This is a genomic window from Mycobacterium sp. (assembly GCF_044223235.1).
In the GTDB taxonomy this organism is placed as follows: domain Bacteria; phylum Actinomycetota; class Actinomycetes; order Mycobacteriales; family Mycobacteriaceae; genus Mycobacterium.
In genome coordinates, this window is sequence record NZ_JBGAME010000007.1 from 157926 (window position 1) to 183485 (window position 25560).

Below are 25560 nucleotides of genomic sequence, written 5' to 3' on the forward strand. Positions count from 1 at the left end.
GACGGCCCGCTACCCCTGCACGCTCGCGGCGCGCCCCGCAGGTATCGGGCAGGCGTCCTGCGCTTCCGCGACGATCAGCGTGCCCGTCTGGGCGGGACGTTCGCCGTCGGCGTAGCGGGCACCCGTGATCGGGGGGTGCTGGGCCAGCGCGTCGTTCTCGGTGTCGGTGAACGCGCGGCCGCGGCTGAGGAACCTCATCCCCTCCGGGGATTCCAGGCTGAAACCGCCGCCGCGTCCGGGCACGACGTCAATGACCAGCTGGGTGTGCTTCCACGTCTCGAACTGCGATCCCGAGATCCACACCGGGACGCCGAAGATTCCTTTGCTCCTCGCGTCGGCACCACCGACGTCGAGGACGGCGAGCAGGATGTCGCGGTCACCGACGATGTACTCACCCGCCGGATAGCACATCGGCGAGGAACCGTCGCAGCAGCCGCCGGACTGATGGAACATCAGGTCACCGTGGCGGTTCTGCAGCCGGCCCAGCAGGTCGGCGGCGGCCCTGGTGATCAGTGCACGGGGAGGCGCGCTCATGGTCTGTCCCCTCTTTCGGTCCTCGCTCGGCGAGGTGTAATAGCGCTCACACTACCGGCGCCGCGACAATGTCGGCATGGCCGAACAGACAGGCACCGAACAGACAGGCGCCGATCAGACGGGCGACCCCTTCCTCTGGCTCGAGGACATCACGGGCGACCGTGCGCTGGATTGGGTTCGCGCCCACAACGACCCCACGCTGGCCGAACTGTGCGACGAGCGCTTCGAGACCATGCGCGCCGAGGCGCTCGAGGTGCTCGACACCGATGCGCGCATCCCGTACGTCCGCCGCCGCGGGGACTTCCTGTACAACTTCTGGCGCGATGCGGCCAACCCCCGGGGACTGTGGCGCCGCACGACGCTGGACAGCTACCGCGCCGACAACACCGATGAGCGCTCGCGCGAAGAGCAGACAACCGACTGGGATGTCCTCATCGACGTCGACGAGCTGGCCGCCGCCGACGGCGAGAACTGGGTATGGGCGGGTGCCGACGTCCTCGAACCCGACCACACCCTCGCGCTGATCAGCCTGTCCCGCGGCGGCTCGGACGCCACGGTGATCCGCGAATTCGACATGAGGACAAGGGAATTCATCGACGATGGCTTCATCCTGCCTGAGGCGAAGACGATGATCAGCTGGCAGGACGCCGACACGCTGCTCGTCGGCACCGATCTCGGCGAGGGCTCACTCACCGAATCCGGCTATCCCCGCTTGGTGAAGCGCTGGAAGCGCGGTCAGCCCCTGACCGACGCCGAGACGATCTTCAGCGGCGACGTCACCGATGTGATCGTGACCGGGTCGGTGGATCACACGCCGGGCTTCGAGCGCACCCTGCTGCGACGCGCGGTCGATTTCTTCAACGACGAAATCGGCGAACTGCGCGACGGCCGGTGGGTCCGCATCCAAGCGCCCACCGACGCCACCGTCTCGATCCATCGCGAGTGGCTGCTGATCGAACTGCGCACCGACTGGGAGTACCGGGGCACCCCGTATCCGGCGGGGGCGTTGCTGGCAGCCGATTACGAGGAGTTCCTGGCTGGAACCGCCGAGCTGCAAGTCGTTTTCGCCCCGGACGAGCGCACCTGCCTCGGCCACTACGCATGGACACGTGACCGGTTGCTGGTGGTGACGCTGGCCGACGTCGCCAGCCGCGTCGAGATCGTCACCCCCGGATCCTGGGTGGCCGAGCCGGTGCCCGGCATCCCGGAGAACACCAACACCGTGATCGCGGCGGCCGACCATCTCGGCGACGAAATCTTCTTGGACTCAAGCGGTTTCGATTCCCCGTCGCGATTGCTGCACGGGGCGGCCGGGGGGGTGCTCACCGAGATCAAACGTGCCCCAGCGTTCTTCGACGCCGAGGACATCACCGTCACACAGCATTTCGCGAGTTCGGCGGACGGCACCGCGATCCCCTACTTCGTGGTGGGGCACCGGGACGCGGCCGGCCCCGGGCCGACTCTGCTCAGCGGCTACGGCGGGTTCGAGGTGGCGCAGACACCGGGTTACGGCGGCGTGCTCGGCCGGCTGTGGCTGGCCGGCGGCGGCACGTTCGTGCTGGCCAATATCCGCGGCGGCGGGGAGTACGGGCCACGCTGGCACACTCAGGCCATGCGGGAGGGCCGACACCTGGTGGCCGAGGACTTCGCAGCGGTGGCAACGGATCTCGTCCAGCGGGGCATCACCACCGTCGAGCAGCTCGGGGCGAAGGGCGGGAGTAACGGCGGCCTGCTGATGGGGATCATGCTGACCGAATACCCAGAGCTGTTCGGCGCGTTGGTTTGCCAGGTTCCGCTGCTGGACATGAAGCGCTTCCACCTGTTGCTGGCCGGCGCGTCCTGGGTGGCCGAGTACGGAGATCCGGACAATCCCGACGACTGGGCGTTCATCTCCGAATACTCGCCGTACCAGAATATTTCGGCCGACGACCGCTACCCTGCCCTGCTCATGACCACCTCCACCCGCGACGACAGGGTGCATCCGGGCCACGCCCGCAAGATGACCGCGGCACTGGAGGCAGTGGGGCACCGGGTCCGCTACTACGAGAACATCGAGGGCGGGCATGCGGGGGCCGCCGACAATGCGCAGACGGCATTCACGTCGGCGCTGGCGTATTCGTTCCTGTGGCGGGTGCTGGCGGCGCCGGCGGGAAGCTAGCGGTCGCGCCGGCGCACTCCGCCGAGCATCGCGACGAGGGCGCCGACCACCACCAGCGCCGCACCGGCGGCGATCGTGAGGTTGAGCCAATGGTGCAGGCTGCCGATGGCGTGCCCGACCATCGCGTCGGCGGCCTGGCGGACGTCTCCGCTGGTGGTGTTGAGCGCCCGGTTGACGTAGCGGCGGCCCACCTCGAGGCCGCCCCAGCCGGCCGCGCCGACCAACAGCGCAGACACCCCCAGCGCTGCCAACGCCTTACCCCTGCTGCGTGCGGAGGCCAGGGTCAGCAGCGCGAACACCCCGGTGAGGATCGCACCGCCGACACTCACCCACGGCCCCCAGGTCGCCAGCGGGCGCAACTGTCCCGGCTGCAGTGCACCCGGCACGTTCTCCGTCATCGGCACTGGAAGCGTCTGCGGCACCTGCACATTCAATTCGCTGAGGGTTTGTGCGAATGCGTTGTCCGCCAGCATGGGCGCCAGGTCGACGACCCAGCGGCCCTGCGCGTCGAGATCGGAGCTGATGGTGTCGGTGAACGCCCACCGGTGCGCGAACCGGTTGGCCTGCGCGAACTGACCGGGGAACGACGGACTCGCCGTGTACGCCGAGGCGATCACCCGCACCAGGGCGGGATTGACGTCGGCGCCGTTCTGGGCCGCCAGCGTCACCACCTGGCCGCTCAGTTCGCCGGCCAGCGCGCGCTGCAGTTGGGGATCCCTGGCCGCCTCGGCGGCGAACGCGGCGTAGCCGTTCTGGTCTATCAGCGTCTTCTGCGCCCACGCCGCGGGGACTGCTGCCGCCAGCAGGACCGTCGTGACGAGCCACAACAACAGCGTCGCCACGAACCGCACGCACATCCTCCTGTCGGGCCGGGACGCGCTATCGGCGGGATCAATCCGTCAGCGCGCGCCCCACGATGAGTGGATCGGCGTGGCCGACCACGTCGTGGTCCTTGTTGTCGTAGTCGAACTTACCGAGCACATAGCGCATCGCGTTGACCCGGGCGCGCTTCTTGTCGTTGCTCTTGACCACGATCCACGGCGCCACCTCGGTGTCGGTCTGCCCGAACATCTCCTCCTTGGCGGCGGTGTACTCGTTCCACTTGTCCAGCGACGCCAGATCGGTCGGTGAGAGCTTCCACTGCCGCACCGGGTCGACCATGCGGATGGTGAACCGGGTGCGCTGCTCGGACTGCGACACCGAGAACCACAGCTTGATCAGGCTGATGCCGTCGTTGACCAGCATCTGCTCGAACAGTGCCACCTGACGGATGAACTCGGCGTGCTGCTTGGGTGTGCAGAACCCCATCACCCGCTCGACACCTGCGCGGTTGTACCAGGACCGGTCGAACAGCACGATCTCCCCAGCGGCCGGGAAGTGTTCCACGTAGCGCTGGAAGTACCACTGGGTGCGTTCCTTCTCCGTGGGCTTCTCCAGTGCGACGACGCGCGCGCCGCGCGGGTTGAGATGCTCCATGAAGCGTTTGATGGTGCCACCCTTGCCCGCGGCGTCGCGGCCCTCGAAGACGATGATGTGCCGGTGGCCGTTGGCCTGACTCCACTTCTGCAGCTTGAGCAGTTCGATCTGCAGCAGGCGCTTCTGTTCTTCGTAGTCGGTGCGTGACATCCGCGAGTCGTACGGGTAGTTCTCCCGCCAGGTGTCGACGACCTGGTCGCCGGGCTGCAACAGCAGCACCGGGTCGTCGTCGTCATCGTCGCGGACGGTGTAAGTGGTGGTGGGTCCCGACAGGTGGCCCGCAGCGTTCAGCACCGCCAGAAGGTATCGGCCGATTCGTACGGCCAAGTGACGTCCGGGTGAATCGGCGGTGTGTTATTTCGCCACCCGCCGGGGACGGACCAGCGCCAACCCCGTCAGCACCTTGTTCATGGCCCTGCGCGCCCGCAGTGAGTTGTTGTAGTAGATGCCGCCCCCGCCCGCGTTGGTGCGCTGGGAGATGATCGCCTCCTGGCGGCAGTACTTGCGAAGGCCCTCGGCGCCACCGAACCGTGCGCCGATGCCCGAGGTCTTCCAGCCGCCCATCGGTGCGGTGGTGCACATCAGGTTGGAGATCACGTCGTTGATATTGACCGCTCCGCAATCGAGTTGCACCGCAACGTTATTGGCGCGTTCGGCGTCGGCGGAGAACACGGAGGCGGACAGCCCGTACGGGCTGTCGTTGGCCAGTCGCACCGCCTCGGCCACCGACGACACCTTCATGATCGGCAGGGTGGGGCCGAACGTCTCCTCGGTCATGCAGGCCATCGAGTGGTCGACGTCGACGAGCACCGTCGGCGGGTAGAAGCTGCCCTGGCCTGAAGGCCGGTGACCACCGGTCAGCACCCTGGCGCCCTTGGCCCTGGCGTCGGCTATGTGACGTTCGGTGACGGCCACCTGGGTGTCGTCGATGAGCGCGCCGACGTCGTACCCCTCGCCCGCACCGACCTTGAGGTTCTGCACATCGCGTACGACAGCCGCAACGAACCGGTCGTAGACGGGCTCGAGCACATACACCCGCTCCACCGACACGCAGGTCTGGCCGGCGTTGAACATCGCGCCCCAGACCGCGGCATGGGCGGCATGGTCGATGTCGGCGTCGTCGAGGACGATCATCGGGTCCTTGCCTCCGAGTTCCAGGCTCACCGGAATCAGCCTGCGCGCGGCGCGCTCCATCACCTTCACGCCGGTCGCGCACGAGCCGGTGAACTGGATGAAGTCGGCGGTGTCGATGACGGCCTCGGACACCTCGCGGGCGCCCTGGGCCAGCGCCAGCACGTCCGGCGCCCCGGATTCCAGCCAACCCCGCAGCAAGAGTTCGGCGGTCAGCGGAGTGCGCTCGGAGGGTTTGAGCAGCACGGCGCAGCCCGCGGCCAGCGCGGCGATGGCATCCATCATGGCGTTGGCCACCGGGTAGTTCCATGGCGCGATGATGCCGACAACGGGCCGTGGCCGGAAGTGCACGCTGACCTTCTTGAACGACAGGACCGGCAGCGATGCCGGACGGGTCTCGGGCGCAAGGGCGCGCTTCATCGTCTTGATGTAGTACGAGGCGATCATGATCAGCAGCGGCACCTCTTGGGCGGCGTCGACCGCCGATTTCCCCGTCTCCTTGATCAGCAGCGCTTCGATCTCGTCGCGGTGTTCGCCCAGCCACACCGCGTAGCGGGCAAGCACCTTGGCGCGTCCGTCGGCCCCGCGGGTCTCCCAGTCTCGTTGCGTCTGGCGCAGCCCAGCCGCGATGCGCGCCACGTCGGCGGGTTCGGTCCAGTGCACCTTTCCGGCAACGTCGCCGGTCGCGGGGTTGCGGACGGTGCCGGTCGGGGACGAAGCCAGGTCGGTCATGGGGTCATGGTAGCGCTGAATGTGACCCACATCGCGGTCGGGTTGACATGCGTCAAGTTTGTTCGACCGGCTGAAGGGCCGGGTCGGGCCGGGCCGTCGTGGACCGCCATCCCGTCATCCGGGCGGCGAGACACACCATCGAGGTGGCCAACAGCAGGGCACCGAGTGTGTCGGTGAAGTAGTGGAATGTCGACCCGATGATGAACATCCCGGCCAGCGTGCATACCGTCGCCACGGCCAGTGCCCAGGCCCGCCCGCCGCACACCAGTACCGCCACCCCCAACACCGCGACCAGCGCGGTGGCATGCCCGCTCGGGTAGGCCAAGCCCCCGTCGAGGTCACGCTCGAACAGCACCTTGAGTACGCGGCTGCCCGCGACCGCGATCGGCGGGGTGACGGCGGCCGCGACGGCCAGCGACCAGCGCCTACCCCACAACGCCGCCGCGATCGCGGCCAGCCAGACGACCGCCAATAGCCTGGTGCCGACCGCGACCATCAGCCGCCAGCCGGACACGTCGATCGCGTGGAACGCATCGTCGAGTGGCGTGGATCCCTTGCCGACCATCCAGCCGAGCAGCACCATCGCCGAGAGCCCGATGGCGGGCCACCATGCGAGGAACCGGCTGACCGACACCGTCAGCTCACGATCCCCTGCACATAGGCCGCCTGACCGAGGTGCTGGGCGCAGTCGTCGATGATGCTGACCAACCGGACGCTGGCCGTGACAGGCGGGTTCCACCGGGTGTCCACCACACGGCCCAGCTCATCGGGGGTCACCGACGCGATGTACTCCAGCGTCATCTTGTGCACCGCGTGGTAATAGCCGGCGAGCAGGTCGGCACCCACCCGCACCTTGCCCACATCGTCGGCGCTGTGACCGTAGCCGGTGTCCGCGCGGGGCAGATCGAGTCCGAAGCGCTCAGCCCACTCGTCGCGGATCCACACCTGCTCGGTACCCGCGATATCGCAGACCTGCGCGTCCTGCACCCGGGCGCTGTGCCAGATCAGCCAGGCGATGCTGTTGGCACCCGGCGCGGGACGGAAGAACGACGCCTCGTCGGTCAACCCGTCGGTGAGCTCGTGGACATGTTCGATCAACCGGGTGAACGCGTCGCGCAGCACCTCGCGCACCGCCGCCTCATCGGAGTGGGCCATGGTTTCAAAATTACCCGGGAGACTGAACGGGCAGGTGATCCCGGCGGCGGTCAGTCCGCGGGCTGCGCCCCGTGGAACACCGCTTCGACGTTGTTGCCGTCGGGATCGCGGACGAACGCGCCGTAGTAGCCGGGGTGGTACTCGGGCCACAACCGCGGCGCGTGCAGGGATTCGGCACCGGCGCCGACGGCCGCGTCGTGAAAGGCCCGCACCTCGTCGATCCCGGTCGCCGAGAACGCCACATGGACCTCCCGATTTGGCCCGTTGGCGTCGCCGAAACTCGCATCGGCGATCCAGAACTCGGGTTTGCCGTCCCGCCCGTACCCGGCAGCAGGGCCCACATCCATCTGGCGGGTGTAGCCGAGCACCCCGAGCACGGTGTCGTAGAAGCGCGTTGACGCCGCATAGTCGGCGCAGTTGATTCCGAAGTGATCGATCACGGCGCCATCGTGGCATGGACCCCCGACACGATCCGGTGACGATTCGGGTACCGCGCTACTCACGTCAGGATGCGCACGGATGCCTACCGTCGAATCACCCGCCCGCAGGGCCGGGACCAGCACGAGGAGGGCCGACATGCCGCAACCCGAACCGATCGAGATCAAGGTCAACATCGCCGGCGACGTCGACAAGGCGCTGTCGGCGTTGCGGCTCGGCGACGGTCAGCCGCGCGAGGTGTGGTTCCTGGAGGACCTCACCGAGGGCGCCCGGCCCGCGCTGCCGCTGCTCAACGCGGGAATCGTGCTGCGGCTGCGGCGGCGCAGGAAGAACGGTGGAAAGACTAAGGAGGATTCGACGGTCAAACTGCGGCCGTGCAGGCGTTCGCAGCTGGTCGGTCCGTGGAACAGGCCGCTGGATCCCGACTACCGCATTGAAGGGGACTGGTCACGATCGCGCCGGGTGCTGGCCGCATCCCACGGCGCCGACCTGGATTCGGGGGCGATCGGCCGGGCACTGGACGGCGGGGAGATCGCCGACGTGTTCACCGACCAGCAGCGGGCATTCCTGGCCGCCTCCGCTGACATCGGCGTCGCGCTCAGCGGGGTCACCGCGCTGAAACCGATCGCGGCCGTCAAGTGGGAGGGCATCTCGGTCGGCGACGTGCACGAGGCTGTGAATCAGGTCGTCGCCGAGCGGTGGACGGTGGCGGGACTGGACTTTCTCGAACTGTCGATCCGCGTCGAGACCGGCGAACTCGGCGCCGCCGCCGCACAACAGAAGTTGACGAAGGCGGTGGAATCGGTCGGCCTTGTCATCGACGACGGCGACGAGTCCAAGACCGCCCGGGTGATGAAGCGCCTGGCCGGCCTGGACTGAACCGGGATAGGAAAGAGCCCGGCCTCCCTGAAACCGCCAGGGGACCGGGCTCTTCCGTGGTGTTCGAAGACCGGACTAGAAGTCCATGCCGCCCATGCCACCGGTCGGGTCGCCGGCGGGTGCGGCGGCCTTCTCCGGCTTGTCGGCGACGACGGCCTCGGTGGTGAGGAACAGCGCCGCGATGGACGCCGCGTTCTGCAGCGCCGAGCGGGTGACCTTCACCGGGTCGGCGACGCCGGCCTTGAGCAGATCCTCGTACTCGCCGGTCGCGGCGTTCAGGCCGGTGCCGGCCGCAGCGTTGCGGACCTTCTCGGCGACGACGCCGGGCTCCAGGCCCGAGTTGAAGGCGATCTGCTTGAGCGGGGCCTCGAGCGCCACCTTGACGATGTTGGCGCCGGTGGCCTCGTCACCGGTCAGGCTCAGCTCGGCCAGCGCCGGGGCGGCCTGCAGCAGGGCCACGCCGCCGCCGGCGACGATGCCCTCCTCGACGGCGGCCTTGGCGTTGCGGACCGCGTCCTCGATGCGGTGCTTGCGCTCCTTGAGCTCCACCTCGGTGGCGGCGCCCGCCTTGATCACCGCAACACCGCCGGCCAGCTTGGCCAGGCGCTCCTGCAGCTTCTCGCGGTCGTAGTCGGAGTCGCTGTTCTCGATCTCGGCGCGGATCTGGGCCACCCGGCCGGCGATGGCGTCGGTGTCACCGGCGCCCTCGACGATGGTGGTCTCGTCCTTGGTGACGACGACCTTGCGGGCCTTGCCCAGCAGGGAGACGTCGGCGGTCTCCAGGGACAGGCCGACCTCTTCGCTGATGACCTGGCCGCCGGTGAGGATCGCCATGTCCTGCAGCATCGCCTTGCGGCGGTCGCCGAAGCCAGGAGCCTTGACGGCGACGGACTTGAAGGTGCCGCGGATCTTGTTGACGACCAGGGTCGACAGGGCCTCGCCCTCGACGTCCTCGGCGATGATCAGCAGCGGCTTGCCGGACTGGATGACCTTCTCCAGCAGCGGCAGCAGGTCCTTGACCGTGGACACCTTGGAGCTGACCAGCAGGATGTAGGGATCCTCCAGGACGGCTTCCTGACGCTCGGCGTCGGTGACGAAGTAGCCCGAGATGTAGCCCTTGTCGAAGCGCATGCCCTCGGTGAGCTCCAGCTGCAGGCCGAAGGTGTTGGACTCCTCGACGGTGATGACACCCTCGTTGCCGACCTTGTCCATGGCCTCGGCGATCAGGTCGCCGATGGACTGGTCACCGGCGGAGATGCCGGCGGTGGCAGCGATCTGCTCCTTGGTCTCGACCTCCTTGGCCGACTTGAGCAGGGTCTCGGTGACCTTCTCGACAGCCTTCTCGATGCCGCGCTTCAGGCCGAGCGGGTTGGCGCCGGCGGCCACGTTGCGCAGTCCCTCGCGAACCAGGGCCTGGGCCAGCACGGTTGCCGTCGTCGTACCATCTCCGGCGACGTCGTCGGTCTTCTTGGCGACCTCTTTGACCAGCTCAGCGCCGATCTTCTCGTACGGGTCCTCCAGCTCGATCTCCTTGGCGATGGACACGCCATCGTTGGTGATCGTGGGGGCGCCCCACTTCTTCTCCAGGACGACGTTGCGGCCCTTGGGGCCCAACGTCACCTTTACCGCGTCGGCGAGGGCATTGAGGCCCCGCTCGAGGCCGCGACGGGCCTCTTCGTCGTACGCAATTGTCTTGGCCATTGCGAAGTGATTCCTCCGGATTGGGGATGCACGTCTGTCGGTCGGGTTCAGTGCCCGCGACGGACGGCTGGGGTGTGCTCCGCAGTTGCGGCCCCGTGCCTCACCGTCCCGACCTGGCACTCACCGATCGCGAGTGCCAAGTGCATTCTTAGCACTCGACCCAGGTGAGTGCAAGGTTGCTCACTGTCGGCATAACCCGGGCCGGCACCACGGGGTCGGGCAACCACCCGTCGGCTGCGGATATGCGTCCGCCGAACCTGTTGGCCTAGACTGCATTCCGACCAGAGAGGAGTCCGGGTGCGGGCTGATGCGGGCTCGGCTCCCGGCACCGCCGCAGGCTCGACTCCCGGGCCGGCTCTGCGCGGCTGGCAGCGTCGGGCGCTGGTCAAATACCTGGCCGTCAAACCACGCGACTTCCTCGCGGTGGCCACCCCCGGTTCGGGTAAGACCACCTTCGCACTGCGGGTCGCCGCCGAACTGCTGGCCGAGCGGACCGTCGAGCAGCTCACCGTGGTGGTGCCCACCGAGCACCTCAAGGTGCAGTGGGCCCAAGCCGCCGCGAGAAGCGGCATCGCCCTGGATCCCAAGTTCTCCAACTCCAACGCGCAGACCAGCTCGGAGTACCACGGCGTCGTCGTCACCTACGCCCAGGTGGCCAGCCATCCGTTCCGCCACCGGGTACGCACCGAGAACCGCAAGACCCTGGTGATCTTCGACGAGATCCACCACGGCGGCGATGCGAAGAGCTGGGGTGAGGCGATCCGCGAGGCCTTCGACGACGCCACCCGGCGTCTCGCGCTGACCGGGACGCCGTTCCGCAGTGACGACAGCGCGATCCCGTTCGTCACCTACGCGCCCGACGGCGACGGCCTGATGCGCTCGCGCGCCGACCACTCCTACGGCTACTCCGACGCGCTGGCCGACGGGGTGGTGCGACCGGTGGTCTTCCTGGCCTACTCCGGGGAGGCCCGCTGGCGCGACAGCGCGGGCGAGGAGCATTCGGCGCGGCTGGGTGAGCCGCTCACCGCCGAGCAGACGACGCGGGCGTGGCGCACCGCGCTGGACCCGGCCGGCGAGTGGATGCCCGCCGTGCTCGCCGCCGCCGACGTCCGCCTTCGGCAGAAGCGCGACCACGTCCCAGACGCCGCCGGCATGATCATCGCCTCCGACCAGACGGCCGCGAGGGCCTACGCGGCGCTGCTCACCACGATCACCGGCGAGACGCCGACCGTGGTGCTCTCCGACGACCCGGGTTCCTCCGCCCGGATCAGCCAGTTCGCCGAGGGCACCAGCCGCTGGCTGGTCGCGGTGCGGATGGTGTCCGAGGGCGTCGACGTACCGCGGCTGGCGGTGGGGGTGTACGCGACCAGCGCCTCGACGCCGCTGTTCTTCGCGCAGGCGATCGGCCGCTTCGTGCGCTCGAGGCGCCCGGGCGAGACCGCGAGCATCTTCCTGCCGTCGGTGCCCAACCTGCTGATGCTGGCCAGCGAGCTGGAGGCGCAGCGCGACCACGTGCTGGGCAAACCGCACCGCGAGTCACAGGGCGACGAGGATCCGCTCGACGCCGAACTGGCCGCGCAGCGCAAGGACGAGAAGTGCGAGCCGGACAAGGCCTTCACGTCGCTGGGCGCCGACGCCGAACTGGACCAGGTGATCTTCGACGGGTCGTCGTTCGGCACCGCGACTCCGGCGGGCAGCGACGAGGAGGCCGACTACCTGGGCATCCCCGGCCTGCTGGACCCCGGCCAGATGCGCGACCTGCTGAGTCGCCGCCAGGAGGAGCAGCTGCAGAAGCGCACGGCCGCAGGCGGGGGGCCGGCGGTGGTGTCGTCCACCCACGGTCAGCTGCGTGAACTGCGCCGCGAACTCAACGCGCTGGTGTCGGCGACCCATCACAAGTCGGGCAAACCGCACGGCTGGATCCACAACGAGTTGCGCCGCCGCTGCGGTGGTCCCCCGGTGGCGGCCGCCACCCGCGAGCAGCTGCAGTCCCGCATCGAGGCGGTCCGGATGCTGCACCGCGAGCTATAGCGTCAGCGCCGCCGCCCGGTCCGCATCGGCCAGCAGCCGAGCCTGCCGCGTCGGCCACCAGAACAGCTCGAGCCCCAGCAGCAGCATGTAGACACCCGATGCCACACCGTCGCGGACCGATCCGAACACGCTGTCCCACAGCGCTATGGCGACAGCGCCGACCAGCACCAGCGACACCAGCCAGCGACGCGGCTTCGCTCCGGCAGCGGCGGCGTGCAGTCCGCGGCCGTAGTCGGCCACCGCGCCGGCAAGCCGCGGATCGGCGACCCGCTCACCGCGCCGCGCGGCCCGGACGACGGCGACCCGGTCCGCGCCGTCGAGGTCCCCGGCGCCGGGCCAGTAGCGGTCCATCCGACGTGCCATCGCGATGCCGAAGACGAATCCGAGGATCACCAGAACACACAGTCCGGCCAGCCACAGGCCCGAGTCGAGCCAGGCCAGCGCGCCGAAGAAGACGCCCGCGGCGGTGCCGAGAATCAGCGCCCGGTAACCGAATCCGCCTCGCCAGACGAATGCCGGCACCGTCACCACGAGACAATTGTGACCCAGAACCGCGAACGGCTACAGGCCCAGCAGCTCCGGGAGATCGGAGACCGACTCGATGACGTGGTTGGGCTGCATCGCGAACTCGTCGGCCGCCCAGCGATCCAGCGTGTCCTGACGGAACTTGCCGGTGCGGACCAGCACCCCGGTCATCCCGACGACCTGAGCGGCCAGCACGTCGTTGTTGAGGTCGTCACCGACCATGTACATCTCGTCGGGATCGACTCCGAGCCGGGCGGCGGCGGCGAGGAATCCCTCCGGCGCCGGTTTGCCGACCGCGGTGGCCTTACGTCCCGACGTCTGCTCCATCCCGATCAGATACATCCCGGTGTCCACGCGCAGGCCCTCGGTGGTGGTCCACGCCGTGCTGCGGTGCATCGCGACGACGGGAACGCCCTGGGCCATCCAGTCGTACACCCAGCTCAGGGTGAGGTGGCTGTACTCCGGGCCCGCCCCGCCCAGCAGCACCACATCGGGCGGCTCCGGCGCTGTGGGGCCGCTGAACTGGCTGGAGTAGACGATGTCGACGCCGGGCATGTCCTCGGCGATCTGGCCGCTGTTGACCAGGAAGCAGTGGGCGCCCGGATAGCGGTCACGCACATAGGCCGCGGTCAGCGCGGCGGCGGTGATCACCTCGTCGGGCGCGACGTCCATCCCCGCGTCGGTGAGCAGCTGGGCGATCTGCGCACGGGTGCGCGTCGTGGTGTTGGTGAGGTAGGAGCGGGCGATCTGGTTGTCCGCCAGCACCCGAAGGGTCTCCGCCGCGCCTGGGATCGGTTCCCACGAGGTGACCAGCACACCATCGATGTCGAGAAGTACTCCACCGATAGCCATGCTGCAGACAGTAAACGGCCGACGCTCTACCGCAACTCGGCCGCCCAGGGTGTGGCGACCGCCGCAATGTCCCAGGCCAGCTCGACCGGGACGTCGACCACCTGGTAGCGCTTCACCCCCGCGGCGGTGGCGGCGATCAGTGTGGCCAGCCCTGCCCGGCGCTGGAAGAACGTCTGGCGCACGGTCCAGCCGATGATGCCCGCGGTGGCGATACAGTCGCGCCTGCGTTCGACACTGCCCGCGCGGGCGACGAGCCAGGCAGCGTCGGCCCGGTGCCCCAGCGACCGCGCCCGGTCCATGGCCAGCAGCGCGCAACACACCGTCAGCGCCGCCAACCCCGGCCACACCCACACCGGCACCGAGCCCAGGACTGCCAGCACCACCAGCATCGCGAGCAGCAGAACCGGGCCGGTGAGGGCCCGGATCCAGCGGCGGCGCGTGGCCACCGCACCGTGCCCGTGCAGCGGGCCGCTCACCACGTCGGCTCGCCCGATGAGCTCGGCGAGGACCCGCGCCGCCGTGTCCGCCGGGCACGGTGGCAGCAGCAGGGACGCCTCGCCCGCGCCGTTCACCCCCGTCATCACCGCATCGAGGCGGGCGCCGCCGAAGGCACGCACCAGCAGCGGTTCCCGCAGGGTGCCGCCGCGCAGCCTGCGCATGTCGAAGGTGTGCTGGCGCACCCGCAGCAGGCCGTGCCCGAGGTGCAGCGTCTCCTTGTCCCGGGAGAGCACCAGGTTGCCGTAGGTGACCAACGACCGCAGCACCGAAAGCACCACCGAGGCCGCGACCACCGCGAGAACAACTGCCGCCACGGTGGCGGCAACGCCGAACCGCTCGGCGGTGTCCAGGCCCAACCTGGCCAGCCGCGACTCGTGCAGCACCGAGCCCGCCCCCGCCTGGTACACCACGCCGACCGCGCCGACGATCATCGCCAGCCCGGTGAAGCTCAGCGGGCTGTAGCGCAGCCACGACGGCTGCCAGCGGGCCAGCTCGCGCCGCGGCGCCGCGGTCGCCGGACCGGCCGTCGACGCCGCCAGCAGGATGGCGCGCAGCCGGGGCACCTCGTCGGCCTCGACCGCGTCCAGGGCGAAGGCGCCGCCTCCGGTGGCCTCCTGCCCGGTGCTCACCCGCAGCACGGTCAGGCCGAGCAGCCGGTGCAGCAGCCTCGCGTCGGTGGACACCGAACGGATCCGGTTGCGCGGCACCGACAGCACCTTGCGCTGCAGCACACCGGTGCGCAGTTCCACCTCGTCGGCCTCGATCCGGTAGGCGGTGGTGAACCACCGCGCGACGCCGAACACGACCGTCATGACCAGCGCGGCGACCAGCCACATCGGGTTGCCGGTCGCCGACCCCAGCACCACGGATCCGACCAGCAGCGGGATCTGCTGCAGCACCTCGTGCACCGGATGCACAAGCAGCATGCGCGGACTCAGGCGATGCCATCCGGCGCGGGCCGGATCGGCGACGGGCACCGTCACGTGGCGTCCTGTTCCCCGATCGCGGCGATGTCGGTGAGGTAGGCGACCACCTGATCGGCGACGTGGGAGTCCAGCGCGACGATCCGCACCGCGCCCGCCGACGACGCGGTGGTCACCGTGACGTTGGCCAGACCGAACACCTGGTCCAGCGGTCCACGGTGGGTGTCGACCGTCTGCACGCGCGAGATCGGGGCGATCCGGCGTTCCTGGATCAGCCACCCCGACCGGGTGTAGACGGCCGTCGGGGTGACCTCCCACCGGTGCACCCGGTAGCGCCACAACGGCACCACCGCGACGAACACCACCGCCGCCAGCAAGGTGCCCGCTGCAGCGGCAGCGTGCAACGCCGGATGGCGCCGATCCACGATCAGCCAGACGACCTGCGCCGCCGCGAGCACAAGCCAGGGGATCGCCGCGCCAAGCGCCCACACCAGCGGTGCTTTGCGGCTCGGCGGGTGTGCGGGTTCGGCGATCACTCGGTGGACACCTCGTATGCAGCACGCACGATCCCACACTGCTATGGCGGCGCTGTGACGTCCAGCAGGGTCAGCTTGACCATGTTCTGCGGATGTTCTGCGTATGTTCGAGGCTATGGCCTCCACCACATGGACCGAAGCCGACATCCCAGACCAGACCGGCCGGATCGCGATCGTCACCGGCGCCAACACCGGCCTCGGCTACGACACCGCCCGCGCGTTGGCGGCCAGGGGAGCGAAAGTGGTGCTCGCGGTGCGCGACACCGACAAAGGGAAAGCGGCCGCCGCGAAGATCGCCGGCGTCAGCCCGCAAGCCGACGTCGTCGTCGCGCGCCTCGACCTGAGTTCGCTGAAGTCCGTGCGCACCGCCGCCGAGGAACTCAAGGCCGCCTATCCGCGCATCGACCTGCTGATCAACAACGCCGGCGTGATGTACACACCCAAACAGACCACCGCCGACGGGTTCGAGCTGCAGATCGGCACCAACCACCTCGGCCATTTCGCATTGACCGGGCTGCTGCTGGAGAACCTGCTGCCGGTCGAGGGCTCGCGGGTGGTCACGGTGGCCAGCAACGCGCACAAACAGCGGGCCGACATCCACTTCGACGACCTGCAGTCCGAGCGCAGCTACAGCCGGGTAGCCGCCTACAACCAGTCGAAGCTGGCCAACCTGATGTTCACCTACGAGCTGCAGCGCAGGCTGGCCGCGAAGAACGCGCCCACCATCGCGGTGGCGGCGCACCCCGGCCTGTCGGGCACCGACCTGATGCGCACCCTGCCGCGGCTCCTGCGGCCCGCGATCGGGCTGGTCGCGCAGTCTGCGGAGAAGGGTGCGCTGCCGACGTTGCGCGCGGCGACCGACCCGAACGTGCGGGGCGGCGAGTATTACGGCCCCGACGGATTCGGCGAGTGGCGCGGCGATCCGGTGCAGGTGCGATCGACCGCACGCTCGCATGACCCGGACGCCCAGCGCCGCCTGTGGACCGTCTCCGAGCAGCTGACCGGCGTCACGTTCCCGGTGTGACGACCATGCGATCCGTCGAAGAACATCAGCGCGTCGTCGCAGGCCTGCTCACCCCGCGTCCGCCGCTGGCACTCCCCCTGGCCGACGCGCTCGGCCTGGTGCTGGCCGCCGAGGTCGTCGCACCGCTGTCGCTGCCCGCGTTCGACAACTCCGCAATGGACGGTTACGCCGTGCTGGCCGACGACGTGGCAGGCGCACGCGACGACACGCCCGTGCTGCTTCCCGTCGCCGAGGACATCCCCGCGGGACGCACCGACACGCTCACCCTCAAACCGGGGACCGCCCACCGGATCATGACCGGTGCTCCGGTGCCGTCCGGGGCGACGGCCGTCGTCCCCGTCGAGGCCACGGACGGAGCCGTCGACACTGTCGCGATCCGCGCAGCGAGCAGACCCGGACAGCACATCCGTCGCGCTGGCGAGGACGTCACCGCGGGCACCACGGTGCTGCGTGCCGGGCAGGTCGTCACCCCGGCCGCGCTGGGGCTGGCGGCCGCGCTGGGCCTGGGCGAACTGACCGTGATCCCGCGGCTGCGGGTGCTGGTGATGTCGACGGGAACGGAGCTGGTCGCCGCGGGCACCCCGCTGCGGCCCGGCCAGATCTACGAATCCAACGCCGTGATGCTGGCCGCGGAGGTCAGGGAGGCGGGTGCCGAGGTGGTCGCGGCGCCGACCATCGGCGACGACGTCGCCGCGTTCCGCGCCGCACTGGCCACCCACACCGGTGACGCCGACCTGATCATCACCACCGGCGGGGTCAGCGCGGGCGCATACGAGGTGGTCAAGGATGCGTTGACCGCCGAGGTCGAGTTCGTCAAGGTCGCCATGCAACCCGGGATGCCGCAGGGCGCGGGCCGGCTCGGCAGCACCCCGATCATCACGCTGCCGGGCAACCCGGTCAGCGCACTCGTGTCGTTCGAGGTGTTCCTGCGCCCCGCGCTGCGTTCGGCGATGGGGCTGCCCAACCCCGACCGGCAGCGGCGCACGGCCGTGCTCACCGAGGACCTCACCTCGCCCCTGGGTAAACGTCAGTTCCGGCGCGGCGTTGCCGACCTGGCCGCGGGAACGGTGACCAGTTACGGACCGCCGGCTTCCCACCACCTGCGCTGGCTGGCGTCGGCCAACTGCCTGCTGGAGATACCCGAGGAAGTCGATGCACTCAGCGCGGGCACGACGGTCCGGGTGTGGGATCTGACTACATAGAATGACCCGGTGGCACGACGCCCCCGAACGTCTGAGACTTCACATCTGCTGGACCTGATCCGATCGCAGATCCCTCCGATGCACCCCGCCGGTCGCCCGTTCGTCGGCGCGAGCCTGGCGCTGGCCGCCGTCGGGTACCGGCACCGCTGGCTGTGGACGGCGGGGCTGGCGGCGGCCGCTGCTAACGCCGCGTTCTTCCGCCACCCCAACCGGGTGCCGCCCACCCGGCCGAACCGGGTGGTCGCCCCCGCCGACGGTCAGGTCTGCCTGATCGAATCCGCGGCACCGCCGCCCGAACTCGGGCTCGGCGATCAGCCCCGCTCCCGCATCAGCATCTTCCTGTCGGTGCTGGACGCACACGTGCAGCGGGCGCCGGTGGGCGGTGAGGTGACCGCGGCGATCCATCGTCCCGGTCTGTTCGGCACGGCCGATCTGCCCGCGGCCAGCGTCGACAACGAACGCAACAGCATCGTCATCCGCACGCCCGACGGACACGAGGTCGTGGCCGTGCAGATCGCGGGTCTGATCGCCCGCCGCATCGTGTGCGATGTGCGGGCGGGCGACAAGATCGACATCGGCCAGACATACGGCCTGATTCGTTTCGGTTCACGGCTGGACACCTATCTGCCGGACGGATCCGATGTGCTGGTGTCGGTCGGGCAGCGCACGGTCGCGGGAGAGTCCGTCCTGGCTGTCCTGCCATGATCAAACCGCGCCGCATCAGGAAGCCGGTGGTGAGCCTGCGGATGCTGCCGAGCGCGATGACGGTCGCGGCCATCTGCCTCGGGCTCACGTCGGTGAAGTTCGCCCTCGACGGCAGGCCCACCGAGGCGATGGCGTTCCTGGCGGTGGCCGCCATCCTCGACGGGCTCGACGGCCGGATGGCCCGCTTGCTCAAGGCGACGTCGAAGATGGGCGAGGAGATCGACTCGCTGGCCGATGCGGTCAACTTCGGTGTGGCGCCCGCATTCATCGTCTACTCGACACTGCTCTCCCAGTCACGGGTCGGCTGGATCGTGGTCATGCTGTACGCGGTGTGCATCGTGCTGCGGCTGGCCCGCTACAACGCGCTGCTCGCCGTCGACCAGCCGGCCTACGAGAAGGAGTACTTCGTCGGGATGCCCGCCCCCGCGGGCGCGATCGGGGCGATCGGGCCACTGGCGGCGAAGATGCAGTTCGGCGACGGCTGGTGGACGTCGGAAGCCGCCGTGGTGATCTGGATGATCGGCGTTTCGCTGCTGGTGGTCAGCCGCATCCCGATGCGCAAGGTGCACACCTTCTCGGTGCCCCCGAATATGGTCGCGCCGCTGCTGGCGCTGCTCGCAATCGGCATCGCCGCCTCGATCTTCTACGGCTACATCGTGATCCTGGTGCTCATCGTCGCCTACGTCATCCACATCCCGTTCGCGGTGCGGACCAAGCGGTGGGTGGCCGCCCACCCCGAGTCGTGGGACGACAAACCGCGACAGCGCCGCGCCGCCCGCCGGGCCATCCGGCGCTCACAACCCCACCGGCGTTCGACGGCGCGGCTCGGTCTGCGCAGGCCGCCGCGCAGGTAGCCACCATGACGCAACTGGAGGTGCCCGGCGATCCGCCGCTGAATCATCTACGGCTGACGGCACGGCTCAACACGTCTGCGCTGGACTCGCGCCGCGGCGTGGTCCGGCTGCACCCCGAGGCCATCGCCGCGCTCGGCGTCAGGGAGTGGGATGCGGTGTCGCTGACGGGCTCACGCACCACCGCCGTTGTGGCCGGCCTGGCGCCGCCGGGCACCCCGACGGGTACCGCGCTGCTCGACGACGTGACGCTGTCCAACGCGGGCGTGCGGGAGAACACCACCGTGATCGTCGCGCCGGTGACCGTGTTCGGCGCCCGGTCCGTGACGGTGTCGGGCTCCAAGCTGGCGACCCAGTCGATCTCGTCGGCCACCCTGCGTCAGGCCCTGCTCGGCAAGGTGATGACGGTCGGCGACACAGTGTCGCTGCTGCCGCGCGATCTGGGCCCCGGCACCTCGACCTCGACGGCCACCACCGCCCTGGCATCGTCCGTCGGTATCACCTGGACATCGGAACTGCTGACGGTGACCGGCGTCGACCCCGCCGGGCCGGTCAGCGTACAACCCAACTCGGTGGTGAGCTGGACCGATCTGGCCGTGGTGGGCCGACCCCGCCAGGCTGGGACACCCGTCGAGGCGCAGGCCGGGGTCGCCGCGCACACCGTCACGGCGCCCGAGCAGCGGTCGACCGGGATCGTCACACCGGCGTCGCCGGTGGTCACCTTCGACGACCTGAAGGGTGCGCACACCCAGGCGGGCCGGCTCTCCGAATGGCTCAAACTCTCCCTGGACGAGCCGGAGCTGCTGAGGACCCTCGGCGCCACCGCCAATCTCGGGGTGCTGTTGTCGGGACCCGCCGGTGTCGGCAAGGCCACCATGGTCAGGGTCGTGTGCGCCTCCCGCCGCCTGGTGGAACTCGACGGGCCCGCGGTCGGGGCGCTGCATCCCGAAGACCGGTTGCGCAGCGTCGCCTCGGCGGTCTCGACCGTGCGTGATGGCGGCGGGGTGCTGCTGATCACCGACATCGACGCGCTACTGCCCGCCACCCCCGAACCGGTCGCGACGCTGATCCTCGCCGAACTGCGCAACGCCGTGGCCACCCCCGGTGTCGCGTTCGTCGCGACCTCGGCGGTGCCCGACGCCCTGGACGCCCGGCTGCGTGCGCCGGATCTGTGCGACCGGGAGCTCGGGCTGACGCTGCCGGACGCGGCCACCCGCACCCAGCTGCTGGACGTACTGCTGCGCTCGGTGCCGGCCGACACCCTCAATCTTGATGAAATCGCCAGCCGCACACCGGGTTTCGTGGTAGCCGACCTACAGGCACTGGTGCGTGAGGCCGCGCTGCGGGCCGCCGCACGGGCCAGCACCGACGGCAACGAGCCGAAGCTCACCCAGGAGGACCTGGCCGGCGCGTTGACCGTCATCCGGCCGCTGTCGCGTTCGGCGACCGAAGAGGTGTCGGTGGGGTCGGTGACCCTCGATGACGTCGGCGACATGGCCGACACCAAGCAGGCGCTGACCGAGGCCGTGCTGTGGCCGCTGCAGCATCCGGAGACCTTCGCCCGCCTCGGCGTCGAGCCGCCGCGGGGGGTGCTGCTGTACGGGCCGCCCGGGTGCGGCAAGACGTTCGTGGTGCGGGCGCTGGCCAGCTCGGGGCGGCTGTCGGTGCACTCCGTCAAGGGCGCCGAGCTGATGGACAAATGGGTGGGGTCATCGGAGAAGGCGGTTCGCGAACTGTTCCGGCGGGCCAGGGATTCCGCACCGTCGCTGGTGTTCCTCGACGAGATCGACGCGCTGGCACCGCGGCGTGGGCAGAGCGTCGACTCGGGGGTGACGGACCGCGTGGTGGCGTCGCTGTTGACCGAACTGGACGGCATCGAGCCGCTGCGTGACGTCGTGGTGCTCGGCGCCACCAATCGCCCGGACCTGATCGACCCCGCACTGCTGCGGCCGGGGCGGCTGGAGAAGCTGGTGTTCGTCGAGCCGCCCGACGCCGACGCCCGGCGCGACATCCTGCGCAGCGCGGGCAAGTCGATCCCGCTCAGCGACGACGTCGACCTGGACGCGCTGGCCGCCGAACTCGACGGCTACAGCGCCGCCGACTGTGTCGCGCTGCTGCGGGAGGCGGCGCTGACGGCGATGCGGCGGTCGATCGACGCCGCCGACGTCACCGCCGCCGACGTGGCCAAGGCCCGCGAGGCGGTTCGGCCCTCGCTCGACCCGCTGCAGGTGGAGTCGCTGCGGGCGTTCGCCGAAACCCGCTGACCAGTTCGTCGAGTGTGAAGCCACGGCGAAGAATCCGCCCGCGAATATGCCGCCGTGACTTCACATTGGGCGGATCACGGCAGCCGCCAGCCGCCGTAGGGCTGGCTCTCATCCAGCGCAGGGACTGCGGTGCCGCCGCGCGCCAGAAACTCGTCGGTCCCGACGACGGCCACCCATACCTCTGCACCTGGTGCGCGAACGCCGATCTCGCGGCAGGCCGGGACCTGCGGATCGGCGGGGTCCCGGGTGAACACCCACCACCTACCATCGGGCCGCACCACTCCGGGCAGCCCGTATGGCGGTGCCGCGGCGAGGTCGCCGAAATCCGGGGCGGCCCCGCCGGTCAGCGCGTCGAGCCGGTCACCGGTTGTGGTGACGACGTGCACCCCCAGCCGGGGCAGCGGGTCCGTCGACGTGGCGACGAGCCCGATCCAGAACGCCTCACCCGCCGGGCAGGGCAGCACGAGCCGCCCAGGGCCACCGCTCCGCAGCGGCAACGCGCCCCAGCTGCGTGCCAGCCCGGTCACCGACCCCGATGCCGGATAGGGGTAGCGCTGGAACGAGACCGACAGCGCGGGCGTGAGCGCGTATTCGTACATCAGTCCGATTCGGGCCCCCGCCCCGCGGAGCCGAGTGCGCGGCTCCGGCGCGCCAACCCCGCTGCGCCCGTCCCGTTCGGCACCTCACGCTCCGCCCACAACGCCGCCGCGGCCGCGGCAGGCACCTGCAGCCGGTACGCCGCGTCCCGGACCGCCCCGGGCAGCGGCGTCCCGGCGGCGGGAGCGGCTTCGAGGATGGATTCCGGTGGCGGTGCGATCGAGCGGACGGGCGGTATCGCTATCGAGCGCTCCACGATCTGCGGCTCTGGCGGATCCAGCGCGTCGCCGAGCTCCTCGTACTGGCCCAGCACGCGTGACAGCTGGGTGGCGTGCACGTCACGCGCCCGCGCGTCGGCCGCCCATATGAAGAACGCGCCGAGCGCCACCGACGCGTGCACGCGCTGCCACAACGGCATCGGCACCAGGTCCGGCCGCGCGTAGCTGGCGTCGGTGATCAGCTGCCAGCCGTGCCGGAACATCGGCGGCGCGGTGAACGGTCCCGATGTGCACAGGCCGGCGTCGGTGCACCGCAGCGACAGCGCCTCGACGTCCGGGTGGTCCGTCCCGACGAGCGATCTGAGTCCACTGACCAGCGAGTCGAACCGGCGGGCCAGCAGCGGATCGGTCCCGCCGCCGTCGATCGCCCGGAGCAGCAGGTGCCCACCGATGATGCCGGCGATCGGGTCGGTGAAGTTGTCGACCAGCAGGTCGATCAGCTGTGCGCCGTGACCGTCGGCGAATACGTCACGGCCCTCGGCCAACGCCAACCGGGCACCCTCGATCGCGGCATCCTGCTCCGCGGTCCGGTGCGTGCCGGCGCGCCGCATGAAGACCGCCACGTCGGCGACCGATTCGAACCGATCGGGCCCGGCCATCCGCTTCACGACGACCTGGGTGACCCAGTCCGGCGCGGCGGTCACGCAGCCTTCGTACAGCCTGCCGTCGCGCAGACCCTGGCGCAGGAAGTAGTTGCCGGGTGCGACCTCCCGCTCCCACACGGCCACCGGGTCGGGGTCCGCCATGGCGATCGGCGCGCCATTCCCGGCGAAGCCCGCTACTGCCTGCCCCGTCGCATCGAGCAACTCCAGCCCCGCCATGGGGTGCACAGCGCTGTTGCCGGCCGCGGCCACGCCCGAGGGCTCCGTCCAGCACCTGGCGAGCACCGAGATGGCCGACCGGCCGGGCGCGGCGACCGGCTCCCGGCGCTCGGCCGCGGCCTCGAACGGCGCGGAGTGCAGTTCCCGGGAGGCCACGCTGCCCGGCACCGGCGCGGGCGAGGCCAGCACCGGTGCCTTCACCGGGCCCGGGAGGCCGTCGCGATCCAGCAGCACCACCTGCTCGGAGATCATCGTGATGTCCCGCCCGAACTCGACCCTGATCTTGTAGACGCCGGGCATGTCCCGCTCGTGCAGCGCGCCGGTGTCGCCGAAGATGCGGTCGAATCGGTAATCGGACACGCCGATCGACGCCGCGGGATTGCCGGCCAGCACGTCCATGGCGAACAACTCCGACTCGTCGGGCACGATCACCGGGGGGCCGGTTCCGGTCACCGTCTCCTCGACCGCGCCGGCACCGCTGACCTGGAAGCCGTGCCGCAACCCGGCCGCAGGCACCTCGGCCACGTACAGCCCCCGCAGCAGCTCCCCCGACCATTCGGTGCCGGCGAGCGGCTCCGACGTGACCTGCGCGAGCGGGCGTCCCGTCCAGATGCGCAGCTCTGCACCCGCCGCTTCGGGCGGAAAGGTCAGCCGCACTGGGTATTTCGGGCGCGCGGGCAGTCGGCGGAACACGATACCGTCATCGGCCCGCACGAACGGGTACAGGTCGACGGCGGCCGAGTTCCTCGCCGTGTCCGGCAGGAACTCGGGCATCACGGTCAGCAAGAAGCTCCGCAGGCTCTCCCCCGTCACCCGGCCGCGTTCGTCGGCCGCGCCGCCGCGCAGTCCCTGCAGCAGGGTCCAGGTGAATACGCCGTGTACCTGCCCATCGGGCATCGGGTATTCCAGGGCGCTCTTCGTCTGGGCGGCCAGCGCCATGAACGCCGGGCCCGGCACACCCGTGCCGATCTTCTGACGCATCAGCACCTCGTTGACCGGGATGGACTGCTCAACATTCATGCAGCTGTCCATCCACAGCACGGTCTGCCGGAACCGCTGTGCCCGGCGGAACCAGCGCACCCAGGCGTGCGCGAACACGTATTCGGGGCTGGTCTGGGTGGCGTCGGCGGTGAACAGCGCGCCCTCCTCCAGGCGCGGCGAGAAGCCGTGCCCGGAGAAGTACAGGTAGAGCCGGTTGCCGGGGTCGTCCCTGGTCTGCTCCTCCACCCGTTTGAGTGCGCGTTCGATCCTCGCCCTGGCCGGCTGGGGATCGTCCGGGTCGACTGGGTCGAAGTCGGCCGAGCGGATGAGCGTGACGTTCGCGGGTGGCAGCGCGCCGCCCTCCTGGGCGACGAGCCAGTGGTAAACCGCCTGCGCGTCGTTGTTCGGACCGTCCAGATCGGCGCGCGCGCCCGCGGCGGCCAGATCGGGATAGCGCGCGATGCCGACGACGACCGCGAAGTCCCTGCCGGTCACCACGGATAGGCGCTGCGGATGAACTCCTTGTCGGTGTCCGACAGCTCACCGTTCATCCCGGCCGAGAATCCGTCGGTGGTCCATGACGCGGGGATCGGGTACAGCATGATCGAATGGCTGTCGACCGGCGTGCTGGACAGGTCGGCCGGGTCGTACTTCTTGAACATGTTGTTCTCGATCGTCGCCAGGTCCCAATTGTTGGGCGGCCCGGACAGATCGGCGATCACCGCGGCGCGATTCCAGGCGATCGGCCGGTTGGGGTTCTGGTGTTCGTGGATCAGGCCGAGTGCATGGCCGAACTCGTGCAGCACCACCCGGCGCAGCTCGCGGTCGTCCGAGTCCGGCGTCAGCCAGCCGTAGTTCATCGTCGGCTGCCCCGACGGGATCTGGTGGCACACCGTACCCAGATACGACCACGACCCGTTGCCCTGTTCGAAGGCGATCCGGACGTCGGCGTCGGCGCTGTCGACGAATTTCAGATCAACGTTGGCCATCTGCGGTCCGGCCCATTCCTTGGCCACCGCGGCGACGCGGGCCTGCAGGTCCGGGTCGCCCTCCATGAAGTGCACGGTGACCTGGGTGCCGGGCTGCCACTTGAACTCGTTGAGCAATGCGGCCCTGGTGTTGCCCTGCGACTCCGTGGGAATGAGCAACATGCAGTAGTGGTTGGGATTGATCTCGGCCATGGTGACACCTGTCTCTCGGTTGTCAGCTCCGGCCGGACGGTCGGAGCTAGTTCAACGCTGATTCGTAGCCGGCGTGTCGTTCAGTGT

At 69.8% G+C, this 25560-nt stretch carries 23 protein-coding genes; 8 read left to right on the forward strand and 15 right to left on the reverse strand.

Annotation, left to right across the window (positions count from 1 at the left end):
- Positions 1-9: 9 nt before the first annotated feature.
- Positions 10-534 carry a DUF779 domain-containing protein gene (locus ADBZ6K_RS12865; protein ID WP_526347149.1) on the reverse strand — a complete coding sequence of 175 codons (525 nt, stop codon included), beginning with the start codon at positions 532-534 and terminating at the stop codon, positions 10-12.
- A 76-nt stretch (positions 535-610) separates the two neighbouring features.
- Between ADBZ6K_RS12865 and ADBZ6K_RS12870 the strand changes: the two genes are divergently transcribed.
- Positions 611-2692, forward strand: coding sequence for a prolyl oligopeptidase family serine peptidase (locus ADBZ6K_RS12870; protein ID WP_526347151.1), 2082 nt, complete (start codon positions 611-613; stop codon positions 2690-2692).
- On the opposite strand, the gene ADBZ6K_RS12875 is transcribed toward ADBZ6K_RS12870, so the two are convergent.
- From ADBZ6K_RS12875 to ADBZ6K_RS12900, 6 genes are all read right to left on the reverse strand, one after another.
- Positions 2689-3543: a hypothetical protein gene (locus ADBZ6K_RS12875; RefSeq protein WP_526347153.1), complete on the reverse strand. Its 855-nt coding sequence runs from the start codon at positions 3541-3543 to the stop codon at positions 2689-2691. The genes ADBZ6K_RS12870 and ADBZ6K_RS12875 overlap by 4 nt on opposite strands.
- 40 nt (positions 3544-3583) lie before the next feature.
- A complete protein-coding gene (gene ppk2, locus ADBZ6K_RS12880) occupies positions 3584-4441 on the reverse strand; it encodes a polyphosphate kinase 2 (RefSeq protein ID WP_526347250.1) in 858 nt (285 codons plus the stop codon).
- An 81-nt stretch (positions 4442-4522) separates the two neighbouring features.
- Positions 4523-6031 carry an aldehyde dehydrogenase family protein gene (locus ADBZ6K_RS12885; RefSeq protein ID WP_526347155.1) on the reverse strand — a complete coding sequence of 503 codons (1509 nt, stop codon included), beginning with the start codon at positions 6029-6031 and terminating at the stop codon, positions 4523-4525.
- Positions 6032-6083: 52 nt separating this feature from the next.
- Complete coding sequence (locus ADBZ6K_RS12890) at positions 6084-6665, reverse strand: phosphatase PAP2 family protein (RefSeq protein ID WP_526347157.1); 582 nt, start codon at positions 6663-6665, stop codon at positions 6084-6086.
- A 2-nt stretch (positions 6666-6667) separates the two neighbouring features.
- Positions 6668-7186: a mycothiol transferase gene (locus ADBZ6K_RS12895; protein WP_526347159.1), complete on the reverse strand. Its 519-nt coding sequence runs from the start codon at positions 7184-7186 to the stop codon at positions 6668-6670.
- A gap of 50 nt (positions 7187-7236) precedes the next feature.
- Positions 7237-7626, reverse strand: coding sequence for a VOC family protein (locus ADBZ6K_RS12900; RefSeq protein WP_526347161.1), 390 nt, complete (start codon positions 7624-7626; stop codon positions 7237-7239).
- Positions 7627-7762: 136 nt separating this feature from the next.
- Between ADBZ6K_RS12900 and ADBZ6K_RS12905 the strand changes: the two genes are divergently transcribed.
- A complete protein-coding gene (locus ADBZ6K_RS12905; RefSeq protein WP_526347163.1) occupies positions 7763-8503 on the forward strand; it encodes a hypothetical protein in 741 nt (246 codons plus the stop codon).
- Between the two features lie 75 nt (positions 8504-8578).
- On the opposite strand, the gene groL is transcribed toward ADBZ6K_RS12905, so the two are convergent.
- On the reverse strand, positions 8579-10204 hold the full coding sequence (gene groL, locus ADBZ6K_RS12910; RefSeq protein WP_526347165.1) for a chaperonin GroEL: 1626 nt from the start codon (positions 10202-10204) through the stop codon (positions 8579-8581).
- 297 nt (positions 10205-10501) lie between these two features.
- Here groL and ADBZ6K_RS12915 point away from each other — a divergent pair, with 297 nt between their 5' ends.
- Complete coding sequence (locus ADBZ6K_RS12915; RefSeq protein ID WP_526347167.1) at positions 10502-12235, forward strand: DEAD/DEAH box helicase; 1734 nt, start codon at positions 10502-10504, stop codon at positions 12233-12235.
- Here the strand turns inward: ADBZ6K_RS12915 and ADBZ6K_RS12920 are convergent.
- The 4 genes from ADBZ6K_RS12920 to ADBZ6K_RS12935 are packed head-to-tail and all read right to left on the reverse strand — an operon-like array spanning position 12230 to position 15566.
- Positions 12230-12763, reverse strand: a complete 534-nt coding sequence (locus ADBZ6K_RS12920; RefSeq protein ID WP_526347169.1) for a hypothetical protein — start codon at positions 12761-12763, stop codon at positions 12230-12232. The two genes, ADBZ6K_RS12915 and ADBZ6K_RS12920, sit on opposite strands and share 6 nt — an antisense overlap.
- 33 nt (positions 12764-12796) lie before the next feature.
- A complete protein-coding gene (locus ADBZ6K_RS12925) occupies positions 12797-13612 on the reverse strand; it encodes an HAD-IIA family hydrolase (RefSeq protein WP_526347171.1) in 816 nt (271 codons plus the stop codon).
- Between the two features lie 26 nt (positions 13613-13638).
- Complete coding sequence (locus tag ADBZ6K_RS12930) at positions 13639-15036, reverse strand: PH domain-containing protein (RefSeq protein WP_526347252.1); 1398 nt, start codon at positions 15034-15036, stop codon at positions 13639-13641.
- Positions 15037-15089: 53 nt separating this feature from the next.
- The gene (locus tag ADBZ6K_RS12935) at positions 15090-15566 is read right to left on the reverse strand and encodes a PH domain-containing protein (protein WP_526347254.1); all 477 of its coding nucleotides are present in this window, start codon (positions 15564-15566) and stop codon (positions 15090-15092) included.
- A gap of 118 nt (positions 15567-15684) precedes the next feature.
- Here ADBZ6K_RS12935 and ADBZ6K_RS12940 point away from each other — a divergent pair, with 118 nt between their 5' ends.
- Genes ADBZ6K_RS12940 through ADBZ6K_RS12960 form a run of 5 tightly spaced genes read left to right on the forward strand, consistent with a single transcriptional unit; the run spans position 15685 to position 21615 of the window.
- Positions 15685-16593, forward strand: coding sequence for an SDR family oxidoreductase (locus tag ADBZ6K_RS12940; protein WP_526347173.1), 909 nt, complete (start codon positions 15685-15687; stop codon positions 16591-16593).
- 5 nt (positions 16594-16598) lie between these two features.
- Positions 16599-17795 (forward strand): molybdopterin molybdotransferase MoeA, encoded by a 1197-nt coding sequence (moeA, locus tag ADBZ6K_RS12945; protein WP_526347256.1) that lies wholly within the window; start codon positions 16599-16601, stop codon positions 17793-17795.
- 9 nt (positions 17796-17804) lie between these two features.
- A complete protein-coding gene (locus tag ADBZ6K_RS12950) occupies positions 17805-18500 on the forward strand; it encodes a phosphatidylserine decarboxylase (RefSeq protein WP_526347175.1) in 696 nt (231 codons plus the stop codon).
- On the forward strand, positions 18497-19354 hold the full coding sequence (gene pssA, locus ADBZ6K_RS12955) for a CDP-diacylglycerol--serine O-phosphatidyltransferase (RefSeq protein ID WP_526347177.1): 858 nt from the start codon (positions 18497-18499) through the stop codon (positions 19352-19354). Before ADBZ6K_RS12950 ends, pssA begins: the two co-directional genes overlap by 4 nt.
- Positions 19355-19359: 5 nt before the next feature.
- On the forward strand, positions 19360-21615 hold the full coding sequence (locus tag ADBZ6K_RS12960; RefSeq protein WP_526347179.1) for an AAA family ATPase: 2256 nt from the start codon (positions 19360-19362) through the stop codon (positions 21613-21615).
- A gap of 74 nt (positions 21616-21689) precedes the next feature.
- On the opposite strand, the gene ADBZ6K_RS12965 is transcribed toward ADBZ6K_RS12960, so the two are convergent.
- From ADBZ6K_RS12965 to ADBZ6K_RS12975, 3 genes are read right to left on the reverse strand one after another with little or no spacing between them, the layout of a single operon-like run.
- Entirely contained in the window at positions 21690-22214 is a 525-nt protein-coding gene (locus tag ADBZ6K_RS12965; protein ID WP_526347181.1) for a hypothetical protein, read from the reverse strand.
- On the reverse strand, positions 22214-24790 hold the full coding sequence (locus ADBZ6K_RS12970) for a caspase family protein (protein ID WP_526347183.1): 2577 nt from the start codon (positions 24788-24790) through the stop codon (positions 22214-22216). The genes ADBZ6K_RS12965 and ADBZ6K_RS12970 overlap by 1 nt, the downstream gene beginning before the upstream one ends.
- Positions 24784-25473: a M12 family metallopeptidase gene (locus ADBZ6K_RS12975; RefSeq protein WP_526347185.1), complete on the reverse strand. Its 690-nt coding sequence runs from the start codon at positions 25471-25473 to the stop codon at positions 24784-24786. Before ADBZ6K_RS12975 ends, ADBZ6K_RS12970 begins: the two co-directional genes overlap by 7 nt.
- Positions 25474-25560 lie beyond the last annotated feature (87 nt).

Bases quoted from the DNA above. Each gene is read 5' to 3' on its own strand.
- ADBZ6K_RS12865 (WP_526347149.1), bottom strand. From the start codon at position 534: ATGAGCGCGCCTCCCCGTGCACTGATCACCAGGGCCGCCGCCGACCTG.
- ADBZ6K_RS12870 (WP_526347151.1), top strand. From the start codon at position 611: ATGGCCGAACAGACAGGCACCGAACAGACAGGCGCCGATCAGACGGGC.
- ADBZ6K_RS12885 (WP_526347155.1), bottom strand. From the start codon at position 6,031: ATGACCGACCTGGCTTCGTCCCCGACCGGCACCGTCCGCAACCCCGCG.
- ADBZ6K_RS12895 (WP_526347159.1), bottom strand. From the start codon at position 7,186: ATGGCCCACTCCGATGAGGCGGCGGTGCGCGAGGTGCTGCGCGACGCG.
- ADBZ6K_RS12905 (WP_526347163.1), top strand. From the start codon at position 7,763: ATGCCGCAACCCGAACCGATCGAGATCAAGGTCAACATCGCCGGCGAC.
- groL (WP_526347165.1), bottom strand. From the start codon at position 10,204: ATGGCCAAGACAATTGCGTACGACGAAGAGGCCCGTCGCGGCCTCGAG.
- ADBZ6K_RS12925 (WP_526347171.1), bottom strand. From the start codon at position 13,612: ATGGCTATCGGTGGAGTACTTCTCGACATCGATGGTGTGCTGGTCACC.
- ADBZ6K_RS12930 (WP_526347252.1), bottom strand. From the start codon at position 15,036: ATGCTGCTTGTGCATCCGGTGCACGAGGTGCTGCAGCAGATCCCGCTG.
- ADBZ6K_RS12940 (WP_526347173.1), top strand. From the start codon at position 15,685: ATGGCCTCCACCACATGGACCGAAGCCGACATCCCAGACCAGACCGGC.
- moeA (WP_526347256.1), top strand. From the start codon at position 16,599: ATGCGATCCGTCGAAGAACATCAGCGCGTCGTCGCAGGCCTGCTCACC.
- pssA (WP_526347177.1), top strand. From the start codon at position 18,497: ATGATCAAACCGCGCCGCATCAGGAAGCCGGTGGTGAGCCTGCGGATG.
- ADBZ6K_RS12960 (WP_526347179.1), top strand. From the start codon at position 19,360: ATGACGCAACTGGAGGTGCCCGGCGATCCGCCGCTGAATCATCTACGG.
- ADBZ6K_RS12965 (WP_526347181.1), bottom strand. From the start codon at position 22,214: ATGTACGAATACGCGCTCACGCCCGCGCTGTCGGTCTCGTTCCAGCGC.
- ADBZ6K_RS12975 (WP_526347185.1), bottom strand. From the start codon at position 25,473: ATGGCCGAGATCAATCCCAACCACTACTGCATGTTGCTCATTCCCACG.